Raw genomic sequence first — 20,761 nt, 5'->3', positions numbered from 1 at the left:
GTTTAAGCAACCTTTACAATACTCTGCTAGTATATATAATGAAAACCCCTTCATCCAGAAGGAACCATCTTTGGGAACATGGAAACATGTTCTCTTTTTTTTTTTTTGTGTGTTTTTACAATGTTTTTGCTATTTTCTTTGTTAATATTCCGTTAAAATAAAATTGGGAACCATATGAAACCTTTTTATGTTTTGAACCGTACTACATATTAAGGCCTAAGAAAGAGAGGGAGAGACATGATTAGTATGAAGAGGATATATTCATTTATAGGGTTAGCAATTTTAGTCGTTCTGTTAGGTGTGAGCGCTTTAACGTCTTGGTACACCGTTGATGAATCAGAACAAGCAGTTATTTTAACTTTTGGTAAAGTAGAAGAAGGTATTAGTGAACCAGGGCTTCACTTTAAATTGCCTTGGCCTATCCAAAGTGTTCAAAAACTGTCAAAGGAGACATTTAGTTTACAGTTTGGATATGAGGAAAGGAATAATGAGGTAGTTCGTGAAAACCGTAATGATACGAAGATGATTACTGGTGACGAAAATATTGTTTTAGCAGATCTTGTAGTTCAGTGGAAAATAACAAACCCAGGGAAATTCTTATATAATTCCTTAGATCCTGAGCAAATTTTATACAATTCTACATCCGCTTCACTAAGAAGTATTATCGGTAGCTCAGCAATTGATGATGCTCTTACATCTGGGAAAGCAGAAATTGAGGCGGAAGTCTTTGAATTATTAACATCACTCGTTGATAAATATGACATTGGAATCTCCGTGTTAGCAGTTAAATTGCAAGATGTTGAATTACCAAATGATGAAGTAAGAAAAGCATTTACAAATGTTACTGACGCTAGAGAAACGATGAATACGAAGATCAATGAGGCAGAAAAATATGAAAACAAACGTAAGCAAGAGGCTGAAGGGGAAAAAGACGCTGTTATCTACAATGCAGAAGGAGATAAGGTGGCAAGAATTCAAAAAGCCGTTGGTGATGTAGCGTTATTTAATTCAATATATAGTGAATATAAAAATTCACCAGAAATTACGAAACAACGTTTAATCATTGAAACATTAGAGCAGGTGTTACCTAACACTCAGCTATATATTATGAATGATGACGGAAATACATTAAAATACTTACCTCTTAAACCACTTGAAAGTCAAACACCGCCAGTTAAGCAGGAAGGAAGTGAAGGTAATAATGAGTGATCAAAACATAGTTGATATTAATGAGCGGAAAGGGAATGTGGATTGGAAGAAATATAGAACTTCTGGAATTTTCTTGATTATATTTCTCGTCTTAGTTGGAATTATATTAAGTAACCTTTTTATCGTAAAAGAAGGTGAATATAAAGTCATCCGTCAATTTGGGGAAGTAGTAGATTATAAAGATGAACCAGGGCTAAGCTATAAAATCCCTTTTATCCAAACAGTAACTACTTTACCAAAATATCAAATGATTTATGATGTGGAAGAGGCTGAAATTAATACGAGAGATAAAAAACGATTAATTATTGATAATTATTCCGTATGGAAAATTGAGAACCCTAAGCTGATGATTGCAAATGCAAGAACTGTTGCAGGTGCAGAAGCTAAGATGGGCGAGTTCATTTATTCTGTCGTCCGTGCTGAGTTAGGGAAGCTAAACTATGATGAAGTTATTAATGATGAAAAATCATCAAGAGGTAGTTTGAACGATGTGGTTACCGAAAAAGTGAATGAGTTGCTAGTACGTGATAACTATGGGATTCAAGTAATTGATGTACGGATGAAAAGAACAGATTTACCTGTAGAAAATGAACAAACTGTTTTCACTCGAATGATTTCTGATCGTGAAAAGATTGCTCAGGAGTATTTATCAAGAGGAGATGCTGATAAAAATCGTATAATTGCAAATACTGATAAAGTAGTTAAAGAAATTTTATCTAAAGCAAAGGCTGATGCGGAAGTAATTCGAGGGGAAGGGGAAGCTGAAGCTGCCAAAATATACAATGAATCATTTTCTAAAGATGCTGAGTTTTATCAATTATTCCGAACTTTAGAGTCGTATAAAACGACGATTAATGGTGAGACGATGATAATCCTTCCTAGTGATTCACCTTATGCAAATCTACTGATGGGCAATTTACAATAACAAACATTTAAAAGTCGTTATTTTCCTTTCTTTTCTATATCATGCTACAATAGAAAGAAGGAATAACGGCTTTTTTTTGCGTTGAGGAGGGCTTTAATTGGATAAAAACAAGTTAGTGTTGATAGATGGAAACAGTATCGCATACCGTGCATTTTTTGCTCTACCTTTACTGAGCAACAATAAAGGGATACATACAAATGCAATTTATGGTTTTACGATGATGTTAAATAAAATTATAGATGAAGAAAAACCAACACATATGTTAGTAGCATTCGATGCTGGAAAAACGACTTTCAGGCATGAAACTTATAGTGAATATAAGGGAGGAAGGCAAAAAACTCCTCCGGAGTTATCAGAACAATTTCCATTTATTAGAGAACTATTAGATGCCTATAAAATTACTCGCTATGAACTCGAAAATTATGAAGCAGACGATATAATTGGCACTTTATCAAAACAAGCTGAACTGGATGGTTTTGATGTCAAAGTCATCACAGGTGATAAAGATTTAACTCAGCTTTCTACAAGTAATATTACTGTTAATATTACTCGTAAGGGTATTACTGATGTTGACACGTATACACCTGAGTTTATTGCAGAAAAATATGGTATTAAACCTGCTCAAATCATTGATTTAAAAGGTTTAATGGGTGATAGTTCAGATAATATTCCTGGAGTACCAGGAGTTGGAGAAAAGACTGCATTAAAGCTCTTAAAAGAATTTGGAACAGTGGAACAAGTGCTTGCATCAATTGATCAAGTAAGTGGAAAAAAGTTAAAGGAAAAATTAACTGATCATACAGAGCTTGCAATATTGAGTAAAGAGTTAGCAACTATTAACTGTGAAGCTCCTCTTAGTATTACTGTTAATGATGCTAACTTTAAGGGTATAGACAAAGAAAAAGTAAGTGGCATTTATAAAGATTTAGGTTTTGAATCAATGTTAGCAAAACTTGGCTACTCTGAGGAGGTAAATCAGGAGGAGTTTAACGAAATAGAATTTACAGTTGCTACTGAGGTAACTCAAGATATGCTAGCTGATCATTGTTCATTAGTTGTTGAGGTATTAGAAGAAAACTATCATTTGGGAGATATTTTAGGCATTGCAATTGAAAATACGAATGGCCGCTATTTTATTCCTACAGAAGTAGCAGTAAATTCTAATATATTTAAAGACTGGGCAAAAAATGAGGAAATGAAGAAAACTGTTTTTGATGGAAAAAAAGCAATGGTTTCCTTACATTGGAATGGCATACAATTAGCAGGAATTGATTTCGATACCATTATTGCTTCCTATATATTAGATCCATCCGACACGAATGATGAGGTCACAAGTATAGCAAAACGTTATGGTATGTCAGATATATTAACTGATGAACAAGTTTATGGAAAGGGTGCCAAGAGAAAAATTCCCGAGCAACAACAATTGATGGAACACCTCATACGTAAAGCAAATGCATTATATAAGATGAAGGATCAACTTATAAATGATTTGCAAGAAAATGAACAATTAGATTTGTTACTGAATTTAGAAATGCCACTATCTTCTATATTAGCAAAAATGGAAGAAATCGGTGTAAATGTGAACGTAGACAAGCTTAAACTAATGGGAGATGAGCTATCAAAGCAATTATCTAACTTAGAGAATGCAATATATGAACTAGCTGGAGAGAGCTTTAATATTAATTCTCCTAAACAATTAGGTGTTATTTTATTTGAGAAATTAAACTTACCTGTTATTAAGAAGACGAAAACTGGCTACTCTACTTCTGCTGACGTTCTTGAGAAACTAAAATCTAAACACAATATTATTGATAAAATTTTACATTATCGACAATTAGGTAAACTAAAATCAACATATATTGAAGGATTATTAAAGGTTGTACATAAGGATACATCCAAAATCCATACTCGATTTAATCAAGTTTTAACACAGACAGGGAGATTGAGTTCAATTGACCCTAACTTACAAAATATACCAATAAGATTGGAGGAAGGACGCAAAATTAGGCAGGCTTTTGTTCCTTCTAAAGAGGACTGGGTCATCTTTGCTGCAGATTACTCACAAATTGAATTAAGAGTGTTAGCACATATTGCAAATGATGCTAATTTAATTACTGCATTTAATCAAGATTTAGATATACATACAAAAACTGCGATGGATGTGTTTCATGTAAATGAAAATGATATAACATCAAACATGCGTAGGCAAGCAAAAGCTGTGAATTTTGGAATTGTTTATGGAATCAGTGATTATGGCTTGTCACAAAATCTTGGGATTACTAGAAAAGAGGCAGCAAACTTTATCCAGCGTTACTTTGATAGCTTCCCTGGTGTGAAAAACTATATGGATGATATCATTCAAGAGGCAAAACAAAGAGGTTATGTATCAACCCTTTTGCAAAGAAGGCGTTATATTCCTGAAATAACGAGTAGGAATTTTAATGTGAGAAGTTTTGCTGAACGAACTGCAATGAACACACCAATACAAGGAAGTGCAGCCGATATTATTAAATTGGCGATGATCAAAATGGCTAATCGCATACACCAAGAGGGCTTAGCAGCAAAGCTGTTACTTCAAGTACATGATGAATTAATCTTTGAAGCACCACAAGAAGAAATAGAAATACTGAAACAACTTGTTCCTGATGTGATGGAGAGTGCAGTAGAATTAACTGTTCCACTGAAGGTTGATTACTCATATGGCCCTACATGGTATGATGCAAAGTAGTGGTATAGCATATAGGGAATGGTTGAAAGGAGGAGTTCCTCATCCCGGAAGGACCAGAAGTACAACAAGTTTTAAACTCAATAGAGCCTAAAGTACTAGGTAAAATAATTTCAGAGGTATCTGTTCTACATCCGAAGATTACTATGCCTTTTAAAAAAATAGGAAGGCAAGAAGTTGAAACATTCTCTCAACGTCTAGAAGGAGGAAGTATAGAAAAGCTTGAAAGGAAAGGTAAGTACTTAATTTTCAATTTAAATCAAGCTGATACTTCCACCTTATACTTAGTCACCCATCTTGGCATGACTGGTGCTATTTTTCATGTAAACGATTTAGATGAAATTGCACCAAATTATCGAAAACATGTTCATATCATATTTAAATTAAATGACAAGTCATTAATGGTTTATTCAGATCAAAGGAGATTTGGATGGATGGGCGCTTTGAATAAACAAGAGTATACCGCTTATCGACCTCTTCAAGAGGTTGGTCCCGATCCAGCTTCTGAAGATACTCCAAGGATTTTTTTGGAAATAATAAGAAATAAAGCTTTCATTAACAAACCGATAAAACGTGTAATTATGCAACCAAATGTCATTCAAGGTGTGGGAAATATATACGCATCCGAATGTCTTTATAAAGCTAAGCTAAACCCATTAACATCTGTTGGGGAGGTTTCAGATGAAAAGCTGTTAGAATTATTGGGGCATATTAAAGAAACGTTTGAACTTGCAATAAAACTTGGAGGCTCATCTATAAGAGATTATGTAAATTCCGAAGGGAAAAAAGGAACATTCCAAGAGCTGCATATGGTTTATAATAAAGACTTTTGTCCTGAATGTGGAAGTTCTATTGAAAACCTAAAAATAGATCAGCGTTCATCATTTTATTGCCCTAACTGCCAAGCAAAAAGTTGATTATGTTTTCAAGCATATTTGTTGTAGTACTGCGCTTTTTACATGCAATCAACAGTGAAAACAGCCCTGTACAAAAGGCTCTTTTTCAAAAAGGTTATTGTTCGTAAAATAGAAGATTAAGATGCAGTTACACGCAACAGTCGTCAATATATAGTAGAAAAGATGCCACGAAATCTTACCAAATACGTGTTTATTTTTTGTGCGACAAGCAACAATTGATGCGAAAAAACAGCTGTAAAAGGCTCTTTTCGTAAGTATTTTGTTATTTTTACTAAAAATGGACATCATGATGAGTTTGAGAACTCAGTAATTTTACCAATAGAAAAAATGCCACGAAATCTTACCAAATACGTGTTTATTTTTTGTGGGACAAGCAACAAGCGATGCGAAAAAACAGCTTTAAAAGGCTCTTTTCGTAAGTATTTTGTTATTTTTACTAAAAATGGACATCATGATGAGTTTTATGAGAACTCAGTAATTTTATCAGTAGAAAAGATGCCACGAAATTTTACCAAATACGTGTTTATTTTTTGTGCGACAAGCAACAATCGTTGCGATAAAACCTCCTGTAAAAAAACATAGAGCTTCTTTTTGAACTTTGGATGGGCTTCTTCCATATACTACTGTAGCTAAATCGGAAGGAGCTCATGCAATGGTTCAATATATGTCGCTCATAATTTTAGCTTTTGCAGTTAGTTTAGATAGTTTTACTGTTGGCTTCACTTATGGCTTGCGAAAAATGAGTTTGCCAATAAAGTCAATTATCATCATTGCATTCTGTTCAGCAATTACTTTAAGTGTAGCAATGTTTTTTGGAAATATGATTTCAATGATTCTATCTCCAAGCATTGCAGAAAAAATTGGTGCGGTAGTACTTGTATGTATAGGTGCTTGGGTATTATTCCAGTTTTTTCGTCCTGCGAAAAATATGTTAGATGAGGATGAAGAAAAAATTTTATTTAATTTGGAAATTAGATCTTTAGGCGTAGTTATTAATATTCTTAGAAAGCCGATGGCGGCCGATCTAGACAAATCGGGAACAATTACTGGTATTGAAGCATTCCTACTTGGAGCAGCCCTTTCGTTAGATGCGTTTGGTGCAGGGCTTGGAGCAGCCCTTTTAGGTTATTCCCCGATTTTAATGGCTGCTTCAGTTGCATTGATGAGCATGCTTTTTTTATCATTAGGGTTAAAAAGTGGTATTTTATTTTCAGGACTAACATGGGTAAAAAAGTTCTCTTTTTTACCAGGAGTTATTTTAATTGTCTTAGGAATATGGAAGTTATAACGTTAAAACAAAGAGGAATGGGGTTACTACCCATTCCGAATATAAAATTACTTGCAGAAAATGGGGGATCGGTAATGACGCTTATCATAGGGCTAACAGGAGGAATAGCAAGCGGTAAAAGCACAGTAGCAAAAATGCTTGAAAAGCTAGGATTTCCTATAGTTGATGCAGATATAATTGCGAGAGAGGTAGTCACAGCTGGTGAATCTGCATATAAAAAAATAATTGCAACATTTGGTGAGAAGGTTACACAACCTAATGGAGAGTTAGATAGAGAGAAACTAGGTAATATTATCTTTCATGATGAAGAAAAAAGGCAACAATTGAACAGTATCGTGCATCCAGCAGTACGTAAAAAGATGTTTGAAAGAATGGATGAATACATGAAGCAAGGTTTACAAGTGGTTATTTTAGACATACCGCTATTGTTTGAAAGTAAATTAACTGATATGGTCGACAAAACGCTACTTGTATATGTAGACCCAGATGTTCAATTACATAGACTAATGCAAAGAAATAACTACCTTAAGCATGAAGCCCAAGCTCGAATTAATTCGCAAATGCCTCTAAAGGATAAAATTCCTTTAGCTAGTGCGGTGTTAAATAATAATGGTTCTATATTAAATACTGAGGAACAACTCCACAAACTCCTCCAAAACTGGAGTATACAAATATTGCCGAATCAGTAAGCTCATTAATCTTAGGTTGATTAAAGGCTTTTCCTACATGGGATACGCGCTGGTTTTCAATGCGGTGAGTAGAATTTTTCTCCATATTCACTCAGCGTTTACTTAACTAAAGTATACATAAAACTACTTCTAGTTCATGACCAACATAGTTTACGAAAAGAACATAAGCTTAGAGAACATTCCCCCACTTCTTATCGATAGATATAGAGGTAGGGGTCTTTTTGTATGTTGGAAAAAAATATGTGTATTTTAATTATCACAATTCTAGATAATTATGTTATACTAATTACACGAATGTAATGAAAAGTATAACATTATTTTCGAGGGGAGTAATATTATGAATACAAGAATTGCGATTAATGGTTTTGGAAGAATTGGAAGAATGGTATTTCGTCAAGCGATGACAAACAGCGAATTAGAAATAGTTGCAATAAATGCTAGCTATCCAGCTGAAACATTGGCACATTTAATTAAGTATGATACGAATCATGGCAAATTTGATGGTGAAGTGGTTGCAGAAAATGACTGCCTCATCGTAAATGGAAAAAGAATAAAGTTGTTAAGTACACGTGACCCAAAAGAATTACCTTGGGGAAGTCTTAATATAGATATTGTTATTGAAGCTACTGGTCAATTTAATGACCGAGCTAAAGCTAGCTTACACTTAGATGCAGGGGCAAAAAAAGTAATATTAACAGCACCTGGAAAAAATGAAGATATTACAGTCGTAATGGGAGTAAATGAGAGTAAATTTAATACAGAAGAGCACGATATTATTTCAAATGCTTCATGTACAACAAATTGCTTGGCACCAGTTGCCAAAATAATTGATGAACAATTTGGAATAGAAAATGGTCTAATGACAACAGTACATGCATATACGAATGACCAAAAAAATATTGACAATCCTCATAAAGATCTACGTCGTGCACGTGCGTGTGCGCAATCAATTATTCCTACAAGTACAGGTGCTGCGAAAGCGTTATCACTTGTTCTACCGCAGTTAAAAGGAAAATTACACGGTATGGCGCTACGTGTCCCAACTTCAAACGTATCACTTGTGGATTTAGTCGTGGATGTAAAGAGAGATGTAACAATTGATGAAATAAATGATGCATTTATCATTGCATCTAATACTTATTTAAAAGGGATTATTGATTTTACAACAGAGCCGTTAGTATCAGTTGATTTTAATACAAATCCCCATTCTTCGATCATTGATGGTTTATCAACAATTGTTTTAAATAATCGTAAAATAAAAATTCTTGCTTGGTATGATAATGAGTGGGGTTATTCATGTCGAGTTGTAGATTTAGTTAAATATGTAGCATGTGAAATGATGAAAAAAACAGAAATGAAGGTTGGGTAAAAAAGCATAAGGATATGGTTTATATAGCTAAAGAGTATGTTTATTTAAATATACTCTTTTTTCTTTGGTTGTCATCGTATAGATAGTTATTTTTGAGCTACGGATTCTACTAGGGTTCGTGTCATCGTTACCTCAATTTAACGATGACAATCGTATATAACCACTACTAGCTGTTCAATTGGATACAAATAACAACATTTACGATTATAGTGTTATTAAATCATGAATTGTTGTTCGTATATTAAGAAATAACCCTAAACTTTTCACTATATAGTTTTAATGGATATGGACATATTATTTATTATCATGAGATGTAAATGATCTTTTTGAGTGAGCAATGTTATTTCTCAGAAAAGAAAATGTTTCTTTCGATGAGGCAATGTTAATGGAAGTTCAGTAAAATACCCATTCCAAGATCAAGAGCTCGTCTTCTACTTGAAGTTGACATCAGCAAGAAGACATCAGACAGACATTCTGCAGTGCAGTTAATCATAAGACTTTGGAGGAATTGACGTGCAACTTTTGTTATTTCCACAAGTTTTATCGGATATTTGTTATAAAAAAGGAAAATGTAAATAGTATCACCACAAATCAATACTGCCCTTAACTTACGCGAATAAAAATAGAAAAGGTTGTTGCAAAAATCACACAAACAAAGTATACTATTTTTCGTGAACTTCTTGATGAATAGATACTGTAGCTACTTAAAGGGTTAGGACCTCTTTGGACTAACTTTCCCCCGTGGTAGTTATGAAAAATATCTGTTAGAAGAAATTCATGTCTGAATAATATTTATCGCTTAAGGGGGACTAGCATATGGAAACAATGGGTAGACACGTTATTTCTGAGCTGTGGGGTTGTAATTTTGAGAAGTTAAATGATATCAATGAAATTGAAAAGATTTTTGTTGATGCAGCATTAAAGTCAGGTGCTGAAGTTAGAGAAGTTGCTTTCCATAAATTTGCTCCTCACGGAGTAAGTGGTGTCGTAATTATTTCTGAATCTCATTTAACAATACACAGCTTTCCCGAGCATGGTTATGCTAGCATAGACGTTTATACATGTGGTGATCGTATTGACCCTAATGTTGCTGCTCAACATATTGCAGAAGCTTTAGGTGCTGAATCACGTGAGAATATTGAATTACCTCGTGGAATGGGTCCAGTGCAAGTGCAAAAATCAAAATTAAAAGTTCTATAACAATCATATAAATGTTCGAACAAAAAAGGGGTATATCAATATACCTCTTTATTTTTATGCTTGTACTTAGTTTCGTCTTTTTATATCATTAGAGTATAGAGAATAAGAAACAAAGGAAAGCTATGTTCTCTTCTATTAAGGCTCTTTGCGTAAATTTTGTTGCTTTTTTACTTACATTAGAAAAACTGATATGTATTATATGCTTCTTATAGTCTTTAGAAAAGATGTACCAAAACCTAGTAGTTGTATACGTTAGTACGAGAACAGCTTATTACGACAAGTAACAATTAATGCGAAAGAAGCCTATATTAAAAACTCAGCAAGAAAAGAACGGAGCTGATTGTATGAAATGCCCTTCTTGTCAACATAATGGAACTAGGGTATTAGATTCTCGGCCTGTAGATGAAGGACGCGCTATAAGAAGAAGACGTGAATGTGAAGTGTGTCAATATCGGGTTACAACGTTTGAAAAAGTGGAAGAACTACCACTTATCGTTGTTAAAAAAGAAGGAACAAGAGAAGAGTTCAGTCGCGAAAAGATTCTACGTGGCCTTATTAAAGCTTGTGAAAAAAGGCCTGTTTCCTTAACTCAATTAGAAGATATCATTAACTTCATTGAGAAGGACTTAAGAAGCCAAGGTTATTCCGAAGTAGGTAGCGAGATGATAGGTGAGATGGTCATGGAAAAGTTGGCCAAAATTGATGAAGTATCATACGTTCGTTTTGCTTCTGTTTACAGACAATTTAAAGATATCAACGTTTTTATAGAAGAATTAAAAGAACTAATTAAAAAAGAAATTTAGATAGGAGCTTAAGAATATTCTTCAAGCTCTTTTTTTAATATATTGAACATAGGAATAGTTAGAATATCTATGAAAGGTTAGGTTATATAGTGGAACATCATTGGAAAGAATTAATTCCTGTAGATCGATATTATGTGAGTTGTAAAACAATTTTACAAGAGTTTGATCGAAAAATAATAACGTTGCTCTATCAACCATTAATTGAAAATGGTGCTTTTAGTTTATTTATGACTCTATGGGCTGAACTTGAAGAAAATAGATTGTGGAGTGAAGAATCTACACACCATAGTTTAATGGGGCTTATGCAGTGTAATTTACATGAAATTTTTAGACAAAGGCTTAAGCTTGAGGGAATTGGACTATTAAAAACATATGAAAAAAAAGAAAATGATGTTCGTCATTTTATTTATGAGCTGCAACCTCCATTATCTCCTGATCAATTTTTTAATGACGGAGTATTAAATGTTTTTTTGTATAATAGAGTTGGGAAAAATAAATATGCAAAGCTAAAACGTTTCTTCTCAGACAAACAAATCGACAGCATTCAATATACACCTATAACAAAATCGTTTAATGAGATTTTTAAATCTATTCACCCTTCCGAAATGGTATCTAACGCTAACGATGAGATCATTGAACAGTTAATACCTCAAGAAGGAAATAACTATATCAATAATGCTGCAAAAAATGAACCAACTTATTTGCAAGAAGCATTTAACTTTAATTTATTTTTCGCTGGCTTATCCGAAAGTATGGTACCAAAAAAGGCGATTACTGATAAAGTAAAAGACATGATAACAAAGCTATCGTTTTTATATGAAATAGACCCAATAGAAATGCAAAAAATTACGATGAGTTCGTTAACTATGGATGATAAAATTGATATAGAAAAACTTCGCAAAGAAGCACGAGACTGGTATAAATTTGAGAATGGTGATCGGTTACCTTCTATTGTCGAGCAAGTACAACCGATCACACAAAGGACAATGAATGATCAACAAGTAGAAACGAAGGAAGACCAACTGATAAAACAACTTGAATTAATATCACCAAAGAAGGTTTTAATGGATCTTGCGGATGGTTCTGTACCATCAGCTGCTGACCTTCAAATTATTGAAGATGTGATGGTTAATCAGAAATTATTACCAGGAGTTGTGAACGTTTTAATATATTATGTGTTGCTTCGTACTGATATGAAGCTCACAAGAGGTTACGTTGAAAAGATAGCTAGTCATTGGTCGAGAAAAAATATTAAAACCGTGAAACAAGCGATGGAGCTTGCTAAACAAGAGCATCGGCAATATCAAACATGGGCGAATACAAATAATAAAAAACGTTCTGCCTCAACAAAAAAACCAGTTCGTAAAGAATTGTTACCTGATTGGTTTGTTGAAGAGAAACAGGATCAGGTAAGTGAAGAAAAAGTGGAAGAAGTAGATTTTGAAAAGGAAAGGCAAAAGCTTCAGGAGCGAATTAATAAATATAAAGGAAACTCAAAATAGGAAAAGAGGGGAGCAGAGTGGAGCGAATTAACGAAACGATGTCTAAATTGTTCCAAAATGATAAGTTTCAACTACGTCTAAATCAGATGAAAACTGAAATACTCCAAAATCCTGATATCCAACAATTTTTAAATCAACATCATGATAGAGTCACAGGAGATATGATTGACCGTAGCTTAAATAAATTATATGAATATATTAGCCAGTCGAAAAATTGTCAGAAATGTATATCTTTCGATCGGTGTTCAAATATGATCAAAGGGTACGAGCCAACTTTAATTATTAGTGGAAATTCAATTGATATACAATATGATAAATGTAATAAAAAACTAAAATACGATGAGCAAAAAAAGCAACAAGATCTTATACAGTCCATTAATATTCCAAGTGAAATACTTCTAGCTACTATTGATCAAGTTGCTTTAGATGATAAAAGTAGACTAAAAGCTGTTCATTTAATACAAGACTTTATAGAAAAGTATGATAAAGACAAGAACGGAGGGAGAGGTTTATTCTTTCATGGCCCGTTTGGAGTAGGTAAGACATATCTTTTAGGGGCCATTGCAAATGAATTAGCAAGCAAAAACGTCGCTACAATGCTAATATATCTCCCAGAATTTTTACGTGAACTGAAAGGTTCATTTCAGGATCAATCGTTAAATCATAAAATTGAAGTGGTAAAAAAGGTGTCGGTACTTATGCTTGATGATATTGGAGCTGAATCTATGACAAGCTGGACACGTGATGAGGTTTTAGGGCCCATTTTACAGTATCGAATGCTTGAGAACTTACCAACATTCTTTACATCCAATTTTAGTTATGATCAACTTCAGCATCATCTATCTTATTCTCAACGGGGCGAAGAAGAAAAGCTGAAAGCAGCGAGGATTATGGAACGAATAAAATATTTAACGATTCCTGTTGAAATTACTGGGAAAAATAGAAGATACGACAAGAATTGATCTGATACGGCTATCCTTACTATGGATACGCCGTTTTTAGTTGGTTGTATAGTTTTGCGTTTTACCACAAAGCTTCCTCTCCACCTTCTTAGTATGAAAACCACCAGTTGTCGAGATGTATATATACGTTTTACTATTGCACTGTTATAGGGAATCTTTAAAAGTGAATTTCGTCTCTAATGGTCTTTACAAGCTTACAGCAGAAAACGGCGTTAAAGGGTTTGTAGATGAAATTCAAATTGTATACGGTGCTATTTCGTAGAAGGACAAGTAATAATGGGTAAACGGCCTTTCTTATAAACAGCGAAAATGAAACTTCTAAAATAATCATATCCCCCATATATATATAAACAGGTGTTGGCAAAAGGGGGGACAAACTTGATTGAAATTTATTTTCAAAATAAATTAGATGCAAGTGAAGTGTGTGTTAGGTTAAAAAATGGAGCTGACCATTCAGTTCTAATTACATATGATTTTGCCCATTTAGTTAAAATCGGCCCTGACAAAGATATGAAAAAGATTATAGATATGCTTGTTATCCCTGTGCTTCTAAACTACATAATTGATAAAAAGGAGGATGAGTGGTTACAATCATTTATTGTAAATTCATTTTATTTTAAGAATACGGACGAGCAAAGACAAATAATCGAGATAGCACATACAATATTTAATGGGGAGAGGAATGATATCCCGGCTATGAAATGTGCCCGATCTAGAATAACACTTATTAGACAATCATTAGAAGATTTTTTGCACGAATCTATATCGTTTTCATTCGATTCATTTATCCGTTTTCGCTTAAAGAAATATTTTGAACAATTATTGGAATACACTGAACTAGCTATAGATGAGTATAAGCTTGAGCAGGAATATCAAAATTTTATTCAAACATTACGTGACTTACTACATGTACGACAAGCGGTTTATTCTAAAATCCATCTGTTACATGACAATGGACATTTATTCCATTTTTTTAATGATCGATATGTACAATTGCCAAGGGAAGATTTGACGAAACAAATAGATCGGAAAATGATGATTTCACAATCTATTTACATAGATTCATCTGTCATTGCACCTCTTGTATCGCTAGCACCACAATCTGTAATGATTTATAGTGATGAAATTGATCATAGTTTAATACAAACCATCCACAACATCTTTCAAGAACGTGTAAAGATCTATCCAAAGCAAGATTTCCAGCAATTAAGTCACTACAATAGATAATGGACTGAAAAATAATTGTATAATAGGCTTGATTTTCGACACTAATAAAAATATAATTACCTACATAAATAATTTTTGAACAACTTCTTTAAAGGTTATGATGAGGACATGGGTATCATTTTTACGGTTTATAGAGAGGGAAGACTCGGCTGAAATCTTCCTAACACGAAAAATATACTTACCACCTCTAAACTTCAGTAGTGAACGATTGTTTCAATTTATTAATTACTGGCGGGATATCCGTTATCTATGTCTTGAGCTTACTATATCTATCTTTGCATGCAGATAAGTAAGAAACAAGGGTGGAACCACGAGACCAAACTCGTCCCTTTTTTAGGGATGAGTTTTTTTGTTTTTCGATGTTTTCCACAACGGATTGTTATTTTTGAGGTAGTTACATTAAATGATGAAAAAAGGAGTGAGTAGGATGTCAGAAATGATTAACATGACATTTCCAGATGGAGCTATTAAGGAGTATGAGAAAGGAATCACGACAGAAGATATTGCGGCATCCATAAGTCCGGGGTTAAAGAAAAAGGCAATTGCAGGAAAATTAGATGGTGAGCTTATTGATCTTCGATCACCAATTTTACAAGATGGTACTATTTCAATCATTACACAAGGTGAGGATGAGGCGTTAGAAATTTTACGTCATAGTACAGCTCACTTATTGGCACAGGCAATCAAACGTGTTTATAAAAATGTGAAGCTTGGTGTAGGTCCAGTAATTGAAAATGGATTTTATTACGATATTGATATGGAAGAATCTATTCGTCCAGACGATTTACAAAAAATAGAAAAAGAAATGAAAAAAATTGTTAATGAAAATATTGAAATTGTACGTCATGAAGTGAGTCGTGAAGAGGCAATAAAGCGTTTTGAAGAAATAGATGATAATCTAAAGCTTGAGTTAATAAATGATATTCCAGCAGGTGAGACTGTATCAATTTATGAGCAAGGCGAATTTTTTGACCTTTGCAGAGGAGTTCATGTACCCTTTACGAGCAAAATTAAAGAATTTAAGCTACTAAGCATCGCTGGAGCATACTGGCGTGGCGATAGTAAAAATAAGATGCTTCAACGTATTTATGGAACAGCTTTCTTTAAAAAAGAAGAGTTGAAGGAACATTTACGCTTTCTAGAAGAGGCAAAAGAACGCGACCATCGAAAAATAGGAAAAGAACTAAACTTATTTTCTAATTCAATAACAGTTGGGCAAGGCTTACCGTTATGGCTACCAAAAGGTGCTACTATTCGAAGAGTCATTGAGCGTTATATCGTTGATAAAGAAGAAAAGCTAGGATATCAACACGTATATACTCCAGTATTAGGAAGTGTAGATTTATACAAGACTTCTGGACACTGGGATCATTATCAAGAAGACATGTTTCCAAAGATGGAAATGGATAATGAAGAATTAGTATTAAGACCGATGAATTGCCCACATCATATGATGATTTATAAAAATGAAATCCATAGCTATCGAAAACTACCAATTCGAATTGCTGAGCTTGGTACGATGCATCGTTACGAAATGTCAGGTGCTTTATCCGGCTTACAACGTGTACGGGGTATGACATTAAATGACGCTCATATTTTTACTAGGCCTGATCAAATCAAAGATGAATTTATTCGTGTTGTCCGACTTATTCAAGAAGTATATAAAGACTTCGGTATTAATGACTATTCCTTCCGTTTGTCTTATAGGGATCCTGAAGATAAAGAAAAATATTTTGACGATGATGTGATGTGGGAAAAAGCACAAAGTATGCTAAAAGAAGCGATGGATGATCTCCAATTAGAATATTATGAAGCAGATGGAGAAGCGGCTTTTTATGGACCAAAGCTTGATGTTCAAGTTAGAACTGCATTAGGTAAAGACGAAACTTTATCAACTGTACAACTTGACTTTTTATTACCTGAACGTTTTGATCTCACATACGTTGGTGAGGATGGGAAACAGCATCGCCCAGTTGTTATTCACCGTGGGGTTGTATCTACAATGGAAAGGTTCGTAGCCTTTTTAATTGAAGAGTACAAGGGAGCCTTCCCTACATGGTTAGCTCCTGTACAAGTTGAGGTCATTCCAGTCTCTCCTGATGTTCACCTAGCGTATGCTAAAGAGGTACAGGAACAGCTTCAAGCTCAAGGGTTTCGAGTTGAATTAGATGAACGTGATGAAAAAATTGGATATAAAATTCGTGAGCATCAAATGCAAAAAGTTCCTTATATGCTTGTTGTTGGTGATAATGAAATTAGTGAAAAAGCAGTGAATGTGCGAAAATATGGAGAGCAGAAATCTGAGACAGTTCCATTTGTTGAATTCTTAGAAGGATTAACAAAAGAAGTTAATCGTTAAGTACTAATATTTTCATGTTGCATATTAAAATGGAATTTGATAGAATAATAAACGTTGCTTGTTAATATTCTTTTTCTTGACACAATAAATTGTTAATGATAAAATAGCTAAGGTGATAAAAGAATACTTGTTTGTTAAAAAGAAGAAGCACCCGCTTCTCACCTGTTTGACGCATGTTTGCAGTTGCCAGGTATACGATATGTGTCTTTACTAATAAATCGTAAAGTGTGGGTGCCTTGTGTACTCACACTTTTTTGCATGATTGGTCATAATTATCCATGATTACAGTGGAACAATACTTATCAATTGTTGTAGAGTACACAATAGTTCAAATAATGTGTTTAAAAAACCTTGGAGGTGGCTACTTATTAGCAAGGATATGTTCGTCAATGAGAGCATACGTGCTCGCGAAGTTCGTTTAATTGGTAAAGATGGTGATCAGCTTGGAATTAAATCTAAGCATGAAGCATTAGAAATTGCAGCCAGAGCGAATCTTGATTTAGTTTTAGTTGCTCCAAACGCGAAACCGCCAGTTTGTCGTATTATGGACTATGGAAAATTCCGTTTTGAACAACAGAAAAAAGATAAAGAAGCACGCAAGAATCAAAAAGTTATTAGTCTGAAAGAAGTTCGCTTAAGTCCAACTATTGAAGAGCATGACTTTAACACAAAACTTCGTAACGCTCGTAAGTTCCTTGAAAAAGGAGACAAAGTTAAGGCGTCAATTCGTTTTAAAGGGCGAGCAATTACTCATAAAGAAATTGGTCAACGTGTATTAGATCGCTTTTCAGAAGCTTGTAATGATATAAGTGTAGTTGAATCAAAGCCCAAAATGGAAGGGCGTAGCATGTTTTTAATATTAGCACCAAATAATGAAAAGTAATGAAATGAGGAGGAACACCTTATGCCTAAAATGAAAACTCATCGTGGCGCTGCAAAGCGTTTTAAGAAAACTGGATCAGGGAAACTGAAGCGTTCACACGCTTATACTAGCCATTTATTTGCTAACAAATCTACAAAGCAAAAACGTAAACTACGTAAAGGTACATTAGTAAGCTCAGGCGATTACAAACGTATTCGTCACTTGCTTGATAACTTAAAATAATTCGTTTTATATACAGGGAGTTCAAATTAGTGGAGAAGAACAAGCCGATGATTAGTGTATAGCATTCACGAAGAGTGAAAGTAAGCTAACACACTTATCTAAAGCTTAATTCTCCTGATATTTTGATCATCTTATCGATTTTAGGAGGAAACTACTATGCCAAGAGTAAAAGGCGGTACAGTGACGCGTCAACGTCGTAAAAAAGTAATAAAATTAGCTAAGGGATATTACGGTTCTAAACATACATTATATAAAGTTGCTAATCAACAAGTAATGAAATCATTAATGTATGCATACCGTGATCGTCGTCAGAAAAAACGTGACTTCCGTAAGCTATGGATCACTCGTATTAACGCAGCAGCACGTATGAATGGTCTTTCATATAGCCGCATGATGAACGGTTTGAAAATTGCTGGTATTGAAGTAAACCGTAAAATGCTAGCTGATCTTGCTATTCATGATGAAAAAGCATTTGCTGAGTTAGCAACAGTTGCAAAAAACAGCTTAAATAAATAATGATAAAAAAGGTCATTCTCAACGTTGAGAATGGCCTTTTTATGAGATAAGAAAGTTTATATTTTTAAAAGTTTTAAATGCTGTATGTCGGTAAATCTAGTGGTTAGGAAAAACCATATTAAAGTGAAAAGTGTTGGTAGGTGGAGTCTGGATGACATTGACATACAGGATGTGGGTGTTCTTAGGTTGATTTGGAGGCACATGGTAGTTTGTAGGAGGGAGGGAGAATGAATGAAAGAGGTATTTTTACTTTTATATGTAATATTAAATTTAGTTGGATATGTTGTCATGTATATTGATAAAAGGAAAGCAAAACAGCAAAAGTGGAGAATTTCAGAGAAGTCACTTTGGTATACCGCGCTAGTTGGAGGAGCGTTCGGTTTATGGATAGGAATGTACCGACATAGACATAAAACAAAACATAAAATGTTTACTATTGGACTCCCTATAGTAGCAACCGCCCACTTATTAATTTTTGCATCAATATTGGTTGTTTTGTCATAATTGCTACTTGCGAAGTATATCATGAAATAGCACTGCTATTGTCGTTCACATTATAAATGCCTTTAGAATCAAAACCAAAGATAAATATCCTCTCTTGCACTTAATAGTTGTGCAGCATAGATCGATGGGGTGAGCTTGTGAATGAAGCTATGACAATGTTATTTGTTATTACTGATTCTAGTGGTTACATGGCACCGATCATTTTTATTTTTTTTCATTTGGTTCGACAATTTATTTTTATTCCAGTACCGATTGTATGTATAGCAGGTGGAGTGTTGTTTGGAGCTGTTTTAGGAACGGTATATTCAATCATTGGTTTATCAATGGCGGGTATTATGTTTTTTATTTTATTTCAATATATTCCTAAAGTATTTCAAAAAATGCTATCTTTAAAAAAGAAATGGTTAGGAGATCACGTGAATTTTACAATTGCTCAAATATCAATTTTGCGCTTAATTCCTTTTATCCACTATCATTTGTTATCGTTGTGTATAGTAGAAATATCCAAAAACTTCAAAGACTATTTAAAGTTCTCTGTAATGGCAAATATTCCAGTAGCCTTATTTTACACAGTATTTGGCCAGTTTATGAAACAGTTTTCTCCAACGCTAATTATTACAATTTTGCTATCATTGACTTTATTATTTTATCTTTTAAGGGAAAAGCAAGTGATCATTAAGTGGGGAGATTTTTTTTCAGAAAAATAAAAATAAAGGTAACTTCTGCGTTCAGTTACCTTTATTTTTGAGTGACTATGCCGCTTAGCTCTCCAGCAAGTTTCATTCAGTGTTCAAAAAATTTCAAATGGTACGATTTCTACTGCATGGATCAAGAGTTCCGTTATTGTTTTTGTTATGGATGTGTTTGCACAACTAGCTCTCCTGATCTAACTGTTTAATCTAGAAACAATAGCAACATCAAAGTCTAATTTAAAAATTCTTTAATAGGACTTTTCCAATCGATTTTTGCATTTGGATAGTGTGTTTTTAAGTGCTGTTCAATAATTAAAAAATCGTCACGATTGAGTCCTTGTAATGTTGAAACATCTTTTGCCCACACAAACATTGATACTACCTCAAACGCTTTATCGGTTGTCCCTAAATACTTCTCACCTTCAAAAAGAACCCCTTGGTACGTTAACAGAAAGTTTTTATGAACGTTATTTGGATTATCTAATAAGAAATATTTTTTTTGCTCGTGTGCCAGTTCAAGTTTTCTTTTAGGATTTAAAATGTATTTGACCATTCTATATATAATAAAAATAAGAAGTACAATGATAGCAAGACGAATGAATAATACAAACATGTTCAACACCCTCACAAAATATAGTTTGCTATCTATACGAATGAAATTTAAAAAGGTTTCAAATATATTTTAATTTGTTATAATTTTTTTATTAAATAGTACAGAATATTTTTATGTGGTTAATGTAGTATAGGAGGATATATATGACGAAGC

The 20,761-nt window shown here is 33.8% G+C and carries 20 protein-coding genes and 2 other annotated features; of the genes, 19 read left to right on the top strand and 1 reads right to left on the bottom strand.

Annotation, left to right across the window (positions count from 1 at the left end):
- Positions 1-237: 237 nt before the first annotated feature.
- From hflK to JM172_RS07625, 19 genes are all read left to right on the top strand, one after another.
- Positions 238-1,209 (top strand): FtsH protease activity modulator HflK, encoded by a 972-nt coding sequence (gene hflK / locus JM172_RS07710; protein WP_214481595.1) that lies wholly within the window; start codon positions 238-240, stop codon positions 1,207-1,209.
- Positions 1,202-2,134, top strand: coding sequence for a protease modulator HflC (gene hflC, locus JM172_RS07705; RefSeq protein WP_214481594.1), 933 nt, complete (start codon positions 1,202-1,204; stop codon positions 2,132-2,134). Before hflK ends, hflC begins: the two co-directional genes overlap by 8 nt.
- A 97-nt stretch (positions 2,135-2,231) precedes the next feature.
- A complete protein-coding gene (gene polA, locus JM172_RS07700) occupies positions 2,232-4,865 on the top strand; it encodes a DNA polymerase I (protein WP_214481593.1) in 2,634 nt (877 codons plus the stop codon).
- Positions 4,866-4,906: 41 nt separating this feature from the next.
- Positions 4,907-5,779, top strand: coding sequence for a bifunctional DNA-formamidopyrimidine glycosylase/DNA-(apurinic or apyrimidinic site) lyase (gene mutM / locus JM172_RS07695; protein WP_214481696.1), 873 nt, complete (start codon positions 4,907-4,909; stop codon positions 5,777-5,779).
- Between the two features lie 652 nt (positions 5,780-6,431).
- Positions 6,432-7,067, top strand: a complete 636-nt coding sequence (gene ytaF, locus JM172_RS07690) for a sporulation membrane protein YtaF (RefSeq protein WP_214481592.1) — start codon at positions 6,432-6,434, stop codon at positions 7,065-7,067.
- A gap of 74 nt (positions 7,068-7,141) precedes the next feature.
- The gene (gene coaE / locus JM172_RS07685) at positions 7,142-7,756 is read left to right on the top strand and encodes a dephospho-CoA kinase (protein WP_214481695.1); all 615 of its coding nucleotides are present in this window, start codon (positions 7,142-7,144) and stop codon (positions 7,754-7,756) included.
- A 337-nt stretch (positions 7,757-8,093) separates the two neighbouring features.
- Positions 8,094-9,125 carry a glyceraldehyde-3-phosphate dehydrogenase gene (locus JM172_RS07680; protein WP_214481591.1) on the top strand — a complete coding sequence of 344 codons (1,032 nt, stop codon included), beginning with the start codon at positions 8,094-8,096 and terminating at the stop codon, positions 9,123-9,125.
- Positions 9,126-9,941: 816 nt separating this feature from the next.
- Entirely contained in the window at positions 9,942-10,325 is a 384-nt protein-coding gene (gene speD / locus JM172_RS07675; RefSeq protein ID WP_214481590.1) for an adenosylmethionine decarboxylase, read from the top strand.
- A gap of 344 nt (positions 10,326-10,669) precedes the next feature.
- Entirely contained in the window at positions 10,670-11,128 is a 459-nt protein-coding gene (gene nrdR / locus JM172_RS07670) for a transcriptional regulator NrdR (RefSeq protein ID WP_214481694.1), read from the top strand.
- Positions 11,129-11,217: 89 nt separating this feature from the next.
- A complete protein-coding gene (locus JM172_RS07665) occupies positions 11,218-12,630 on the top strand; it encodes a replication initiation and membrane attachment family protein (RefSeq protein ID WP_214481589.1) in 1,413 nt (470 codons plus the stop codon).
- Between the two features lie 17 nt (positions 12,631-12,647).
- The gene (dnaI, locus tag JM172_RS07660; protein ID WP_214481588.1) at positions 12,648-13,592 is read left to right on the top strand and encodes a primosomal protein DnaI; all 945 of its coding nucleotides are present in this window, start codon (positions 12,648-12,650) and stop codon (positions 13,590-13,592) included.
- Positions 13,593-13,728: 136 nt separating this feature from the next.
- Positions 13,729-13,854, top strand: coding sequence for a hypothetical protein (locus JM172_RS25135; protein WP_284730442.1), 126 nt, complete (start codon positions 13,729-13,731; stop codon positions 13,852-13,854).
- Positions 13,855-13,970: 116 nt separating this feature from the next.
- Positions 13,971-14,819: a putative sporulation protein YtxC gene (ytxC, locus tag JM172_RS07655; protein WP_214481587.1), complete on the top strand. Its 849-nt coding sequence runs from the start codon at positions 13,971-13,973 to the stop codon at positions 14,817-14,819.
- 88 nt (positions 14,820-14,907) lie between these two features.
- Positions 14,908-15,152 (top strand) — a binding site (T-box leader).
- A gap of 94 nt (positions 15,153-15,246) precedes the next feature.
- The gene (gene thrS / locus JM172_RS07650) at positions 15,247-17,178 is read left to right on the top strand and encodes a threonine--tRNA ligase (protein ID WP_214481586.1); all 1,932 of its coding nucleotides are present in this window, start codon (positions 15,247-15,249) and stop codon (positions 17,176-17,178) included.
- Between the two features lie 133 nt (positions 17,179-17,311).
- Positions 17,312-17,440: a sequence feature (ribosomal protein L20 leader region), on the top strand.
- 117 nt (positions 17,441-17,557) lie between these two features.
- Complete coding sequence (infC, locus tag JM172_RS07645) at positions 17,558-18,061, top strand: translation initiation factor IF-3 (protein WP_214481693.1); 504 nt, start codon at positions 17,558-17,560, stop codon at positions 18,059-18,061.
- Between the two features lie 21 nt (positions 18,062-18,082).
- Positions 18,083-18,283: a 50S ribosomal protein L35 gene (gene rpmI / locus JM172_RS07640; RefSeq protein ID WP_214481585.1), complete on the top strand. Its 201-nt coding sequence runs from the start codon at positions 18,083-18,085 to the stop codon at positions 18,281-18,283.
- A 156-nt stretch (positions 18,284-18,439) separates the two neighbouring features.
- A complete protein-coding gene (gene rplT / locus JM172_RS07635) occupies positions 18,440-18,799 on the top strand; it encodes a 50S ribosomal protein L20 (RefSeq protein ID WP_214481584.1) in 360 nt (119 codons plus the stop codon).
- Between the two features lie 231 nt (positions 18,800-19,030).
- Entirely contained in the window at positions 19,031-19,303 is a 273-nt protein-coding gene (locus tag JM172_RS07630; protein WP_214481583.1) for a DUF1294 domain-containing protein, read from the top strand.
- Positions 19,304-19,440: 137 nt separating this feature from the next.
- On the top strand, positions 19,441-20,010 hold the full coding sequence (locus JM172_RS07625; protein ID WP_214481582.1) for a TVP38/TMEM64 family protein: 570 nt from the start codon (positions 19,441-19,443) through the stop codon (positions 20,008-20,010).
- 217 nt (positions 20,011-20,227) lie between these two features.
- Here JM172_RS07625 and JM172_RS07620 read toward each other — a convergent pair whose 3' ends face one another.
- Positions 20,228-20,608, bottom strand: a complete 381-nt coding sequence (locus tag JM172_RS07620) for a sigma-w pathway protein ysdB (RefSeq protein ID WP_214481581.1) — start codon at positions 20,606-20,608, stop codon at positions 20,228-20,230.
- Positions 20,609-20,761: the final 153 nt, after the last annotated feature.

The organism is Bacillus sp. SM2101 (assembly GCF_018588585.1).
GTDB lineage: Bacteria > Bacillota > Bacilli > Bacillales > SM2101 > Nanhaiella > Nanhaiella sioensis.
Note: the sequence above shows the minus strand (reverse complement) of the source record. Positions and strands in the feature narration are given on the sequence as shown.

What these genes read in the sequence shown, in the direction of transcription:
- hflK (WP_214481595.1), top strand. Translation starts at nt 238, where the DNA reads ATGATTAGTATGAAGAGGATATATTCATTTATAGGGTTAGCAATTTTA.
- hflC (WP_214481594.1), top strand. Translation starts at nt 1,202, where the DNA reads ATGAGTGATCAAAACATAGTTGATATTAATGAGCGGAAAGGGAATGTG.
- ytaF (WP_214481592.1), top strand. Translation starts at nt 6,432, where the DNA reads ATGGTTCAATATATGTCGCTCATAATTTTAGCTTTTGCAGTTAGTTTA.
- coaE (WP_214481695.1), top strand. Translation starts at nt 7,142, where the DNA reads ATGACGCTTATCATAGGGCTAACAGGAGGAATAGCAAGCGGTAAAAGC.
- JM172_RS07680 (WP_214481591.1), top strand. Translation starts at nt 8,094, where the DNA reads ATGAATACAAGAATTGCGATTAATGGTTTTGGAAGAATTGGAAGAATG.
- speD (WP_214481590.1), top strand. Translation starts at nt 9,942, where the DNA reads ATGGAAACAATGGGTAGACACGTTATTTCTGAGCTGTGGGGTTGTAAT.
- nrdR (WP_214481694.1), top strand. Translation starts at nt 10,670, where the DNA reads ATGAAATGCCCTTCTTGTCAACATAATGGAACTAGGGTATTAGATTCT.
- thrS (WP_214481586.1), top strand. Translation starts at nt 15,247, where the DNA reads ATGTCAGAAATGATTAACATGACATTTCCAGATGGAGCTATTAAGGAG.
- infC (WP_214481693.1), top strand. Translation starts at nt 17,558, where the DNA reads ATGTTCGTCAATGAGAGCATACGTGCTCGCGAAGTTCGTTTAATTGGT.
- rpmI (WP_214481585.1), top strand. Translation starts at nt 18,083, where the DNA reads ATGCCTAAAATGAAAACTCATCGTGGCGCTGCAAAGCGTTTTAAGAAA.
- rplT (WP_214481584.1), top strand. Translation starts at nt 18,440, where the DNA reads ATGCCAAGAGTAAAAGGCGGTACAGTGACGCGTCAACGTCGTAAAAAA.
- JM172_RS07630 (WP_214481583.1), top strand. Translation starts at nt 19,031, where the DNA reads ATGAAAGAGGTATTTTTACTTTTATATGTAATATTAAATTTAGTTGGA.
- JM172_RS07620 (WP_214481581.1), bottom strand. Translation starts at nt 20,608, where the DNA reads ATGTTTGTATTATTCATTCGTCTTGCTATCATTGTACTTCTTATTTTT.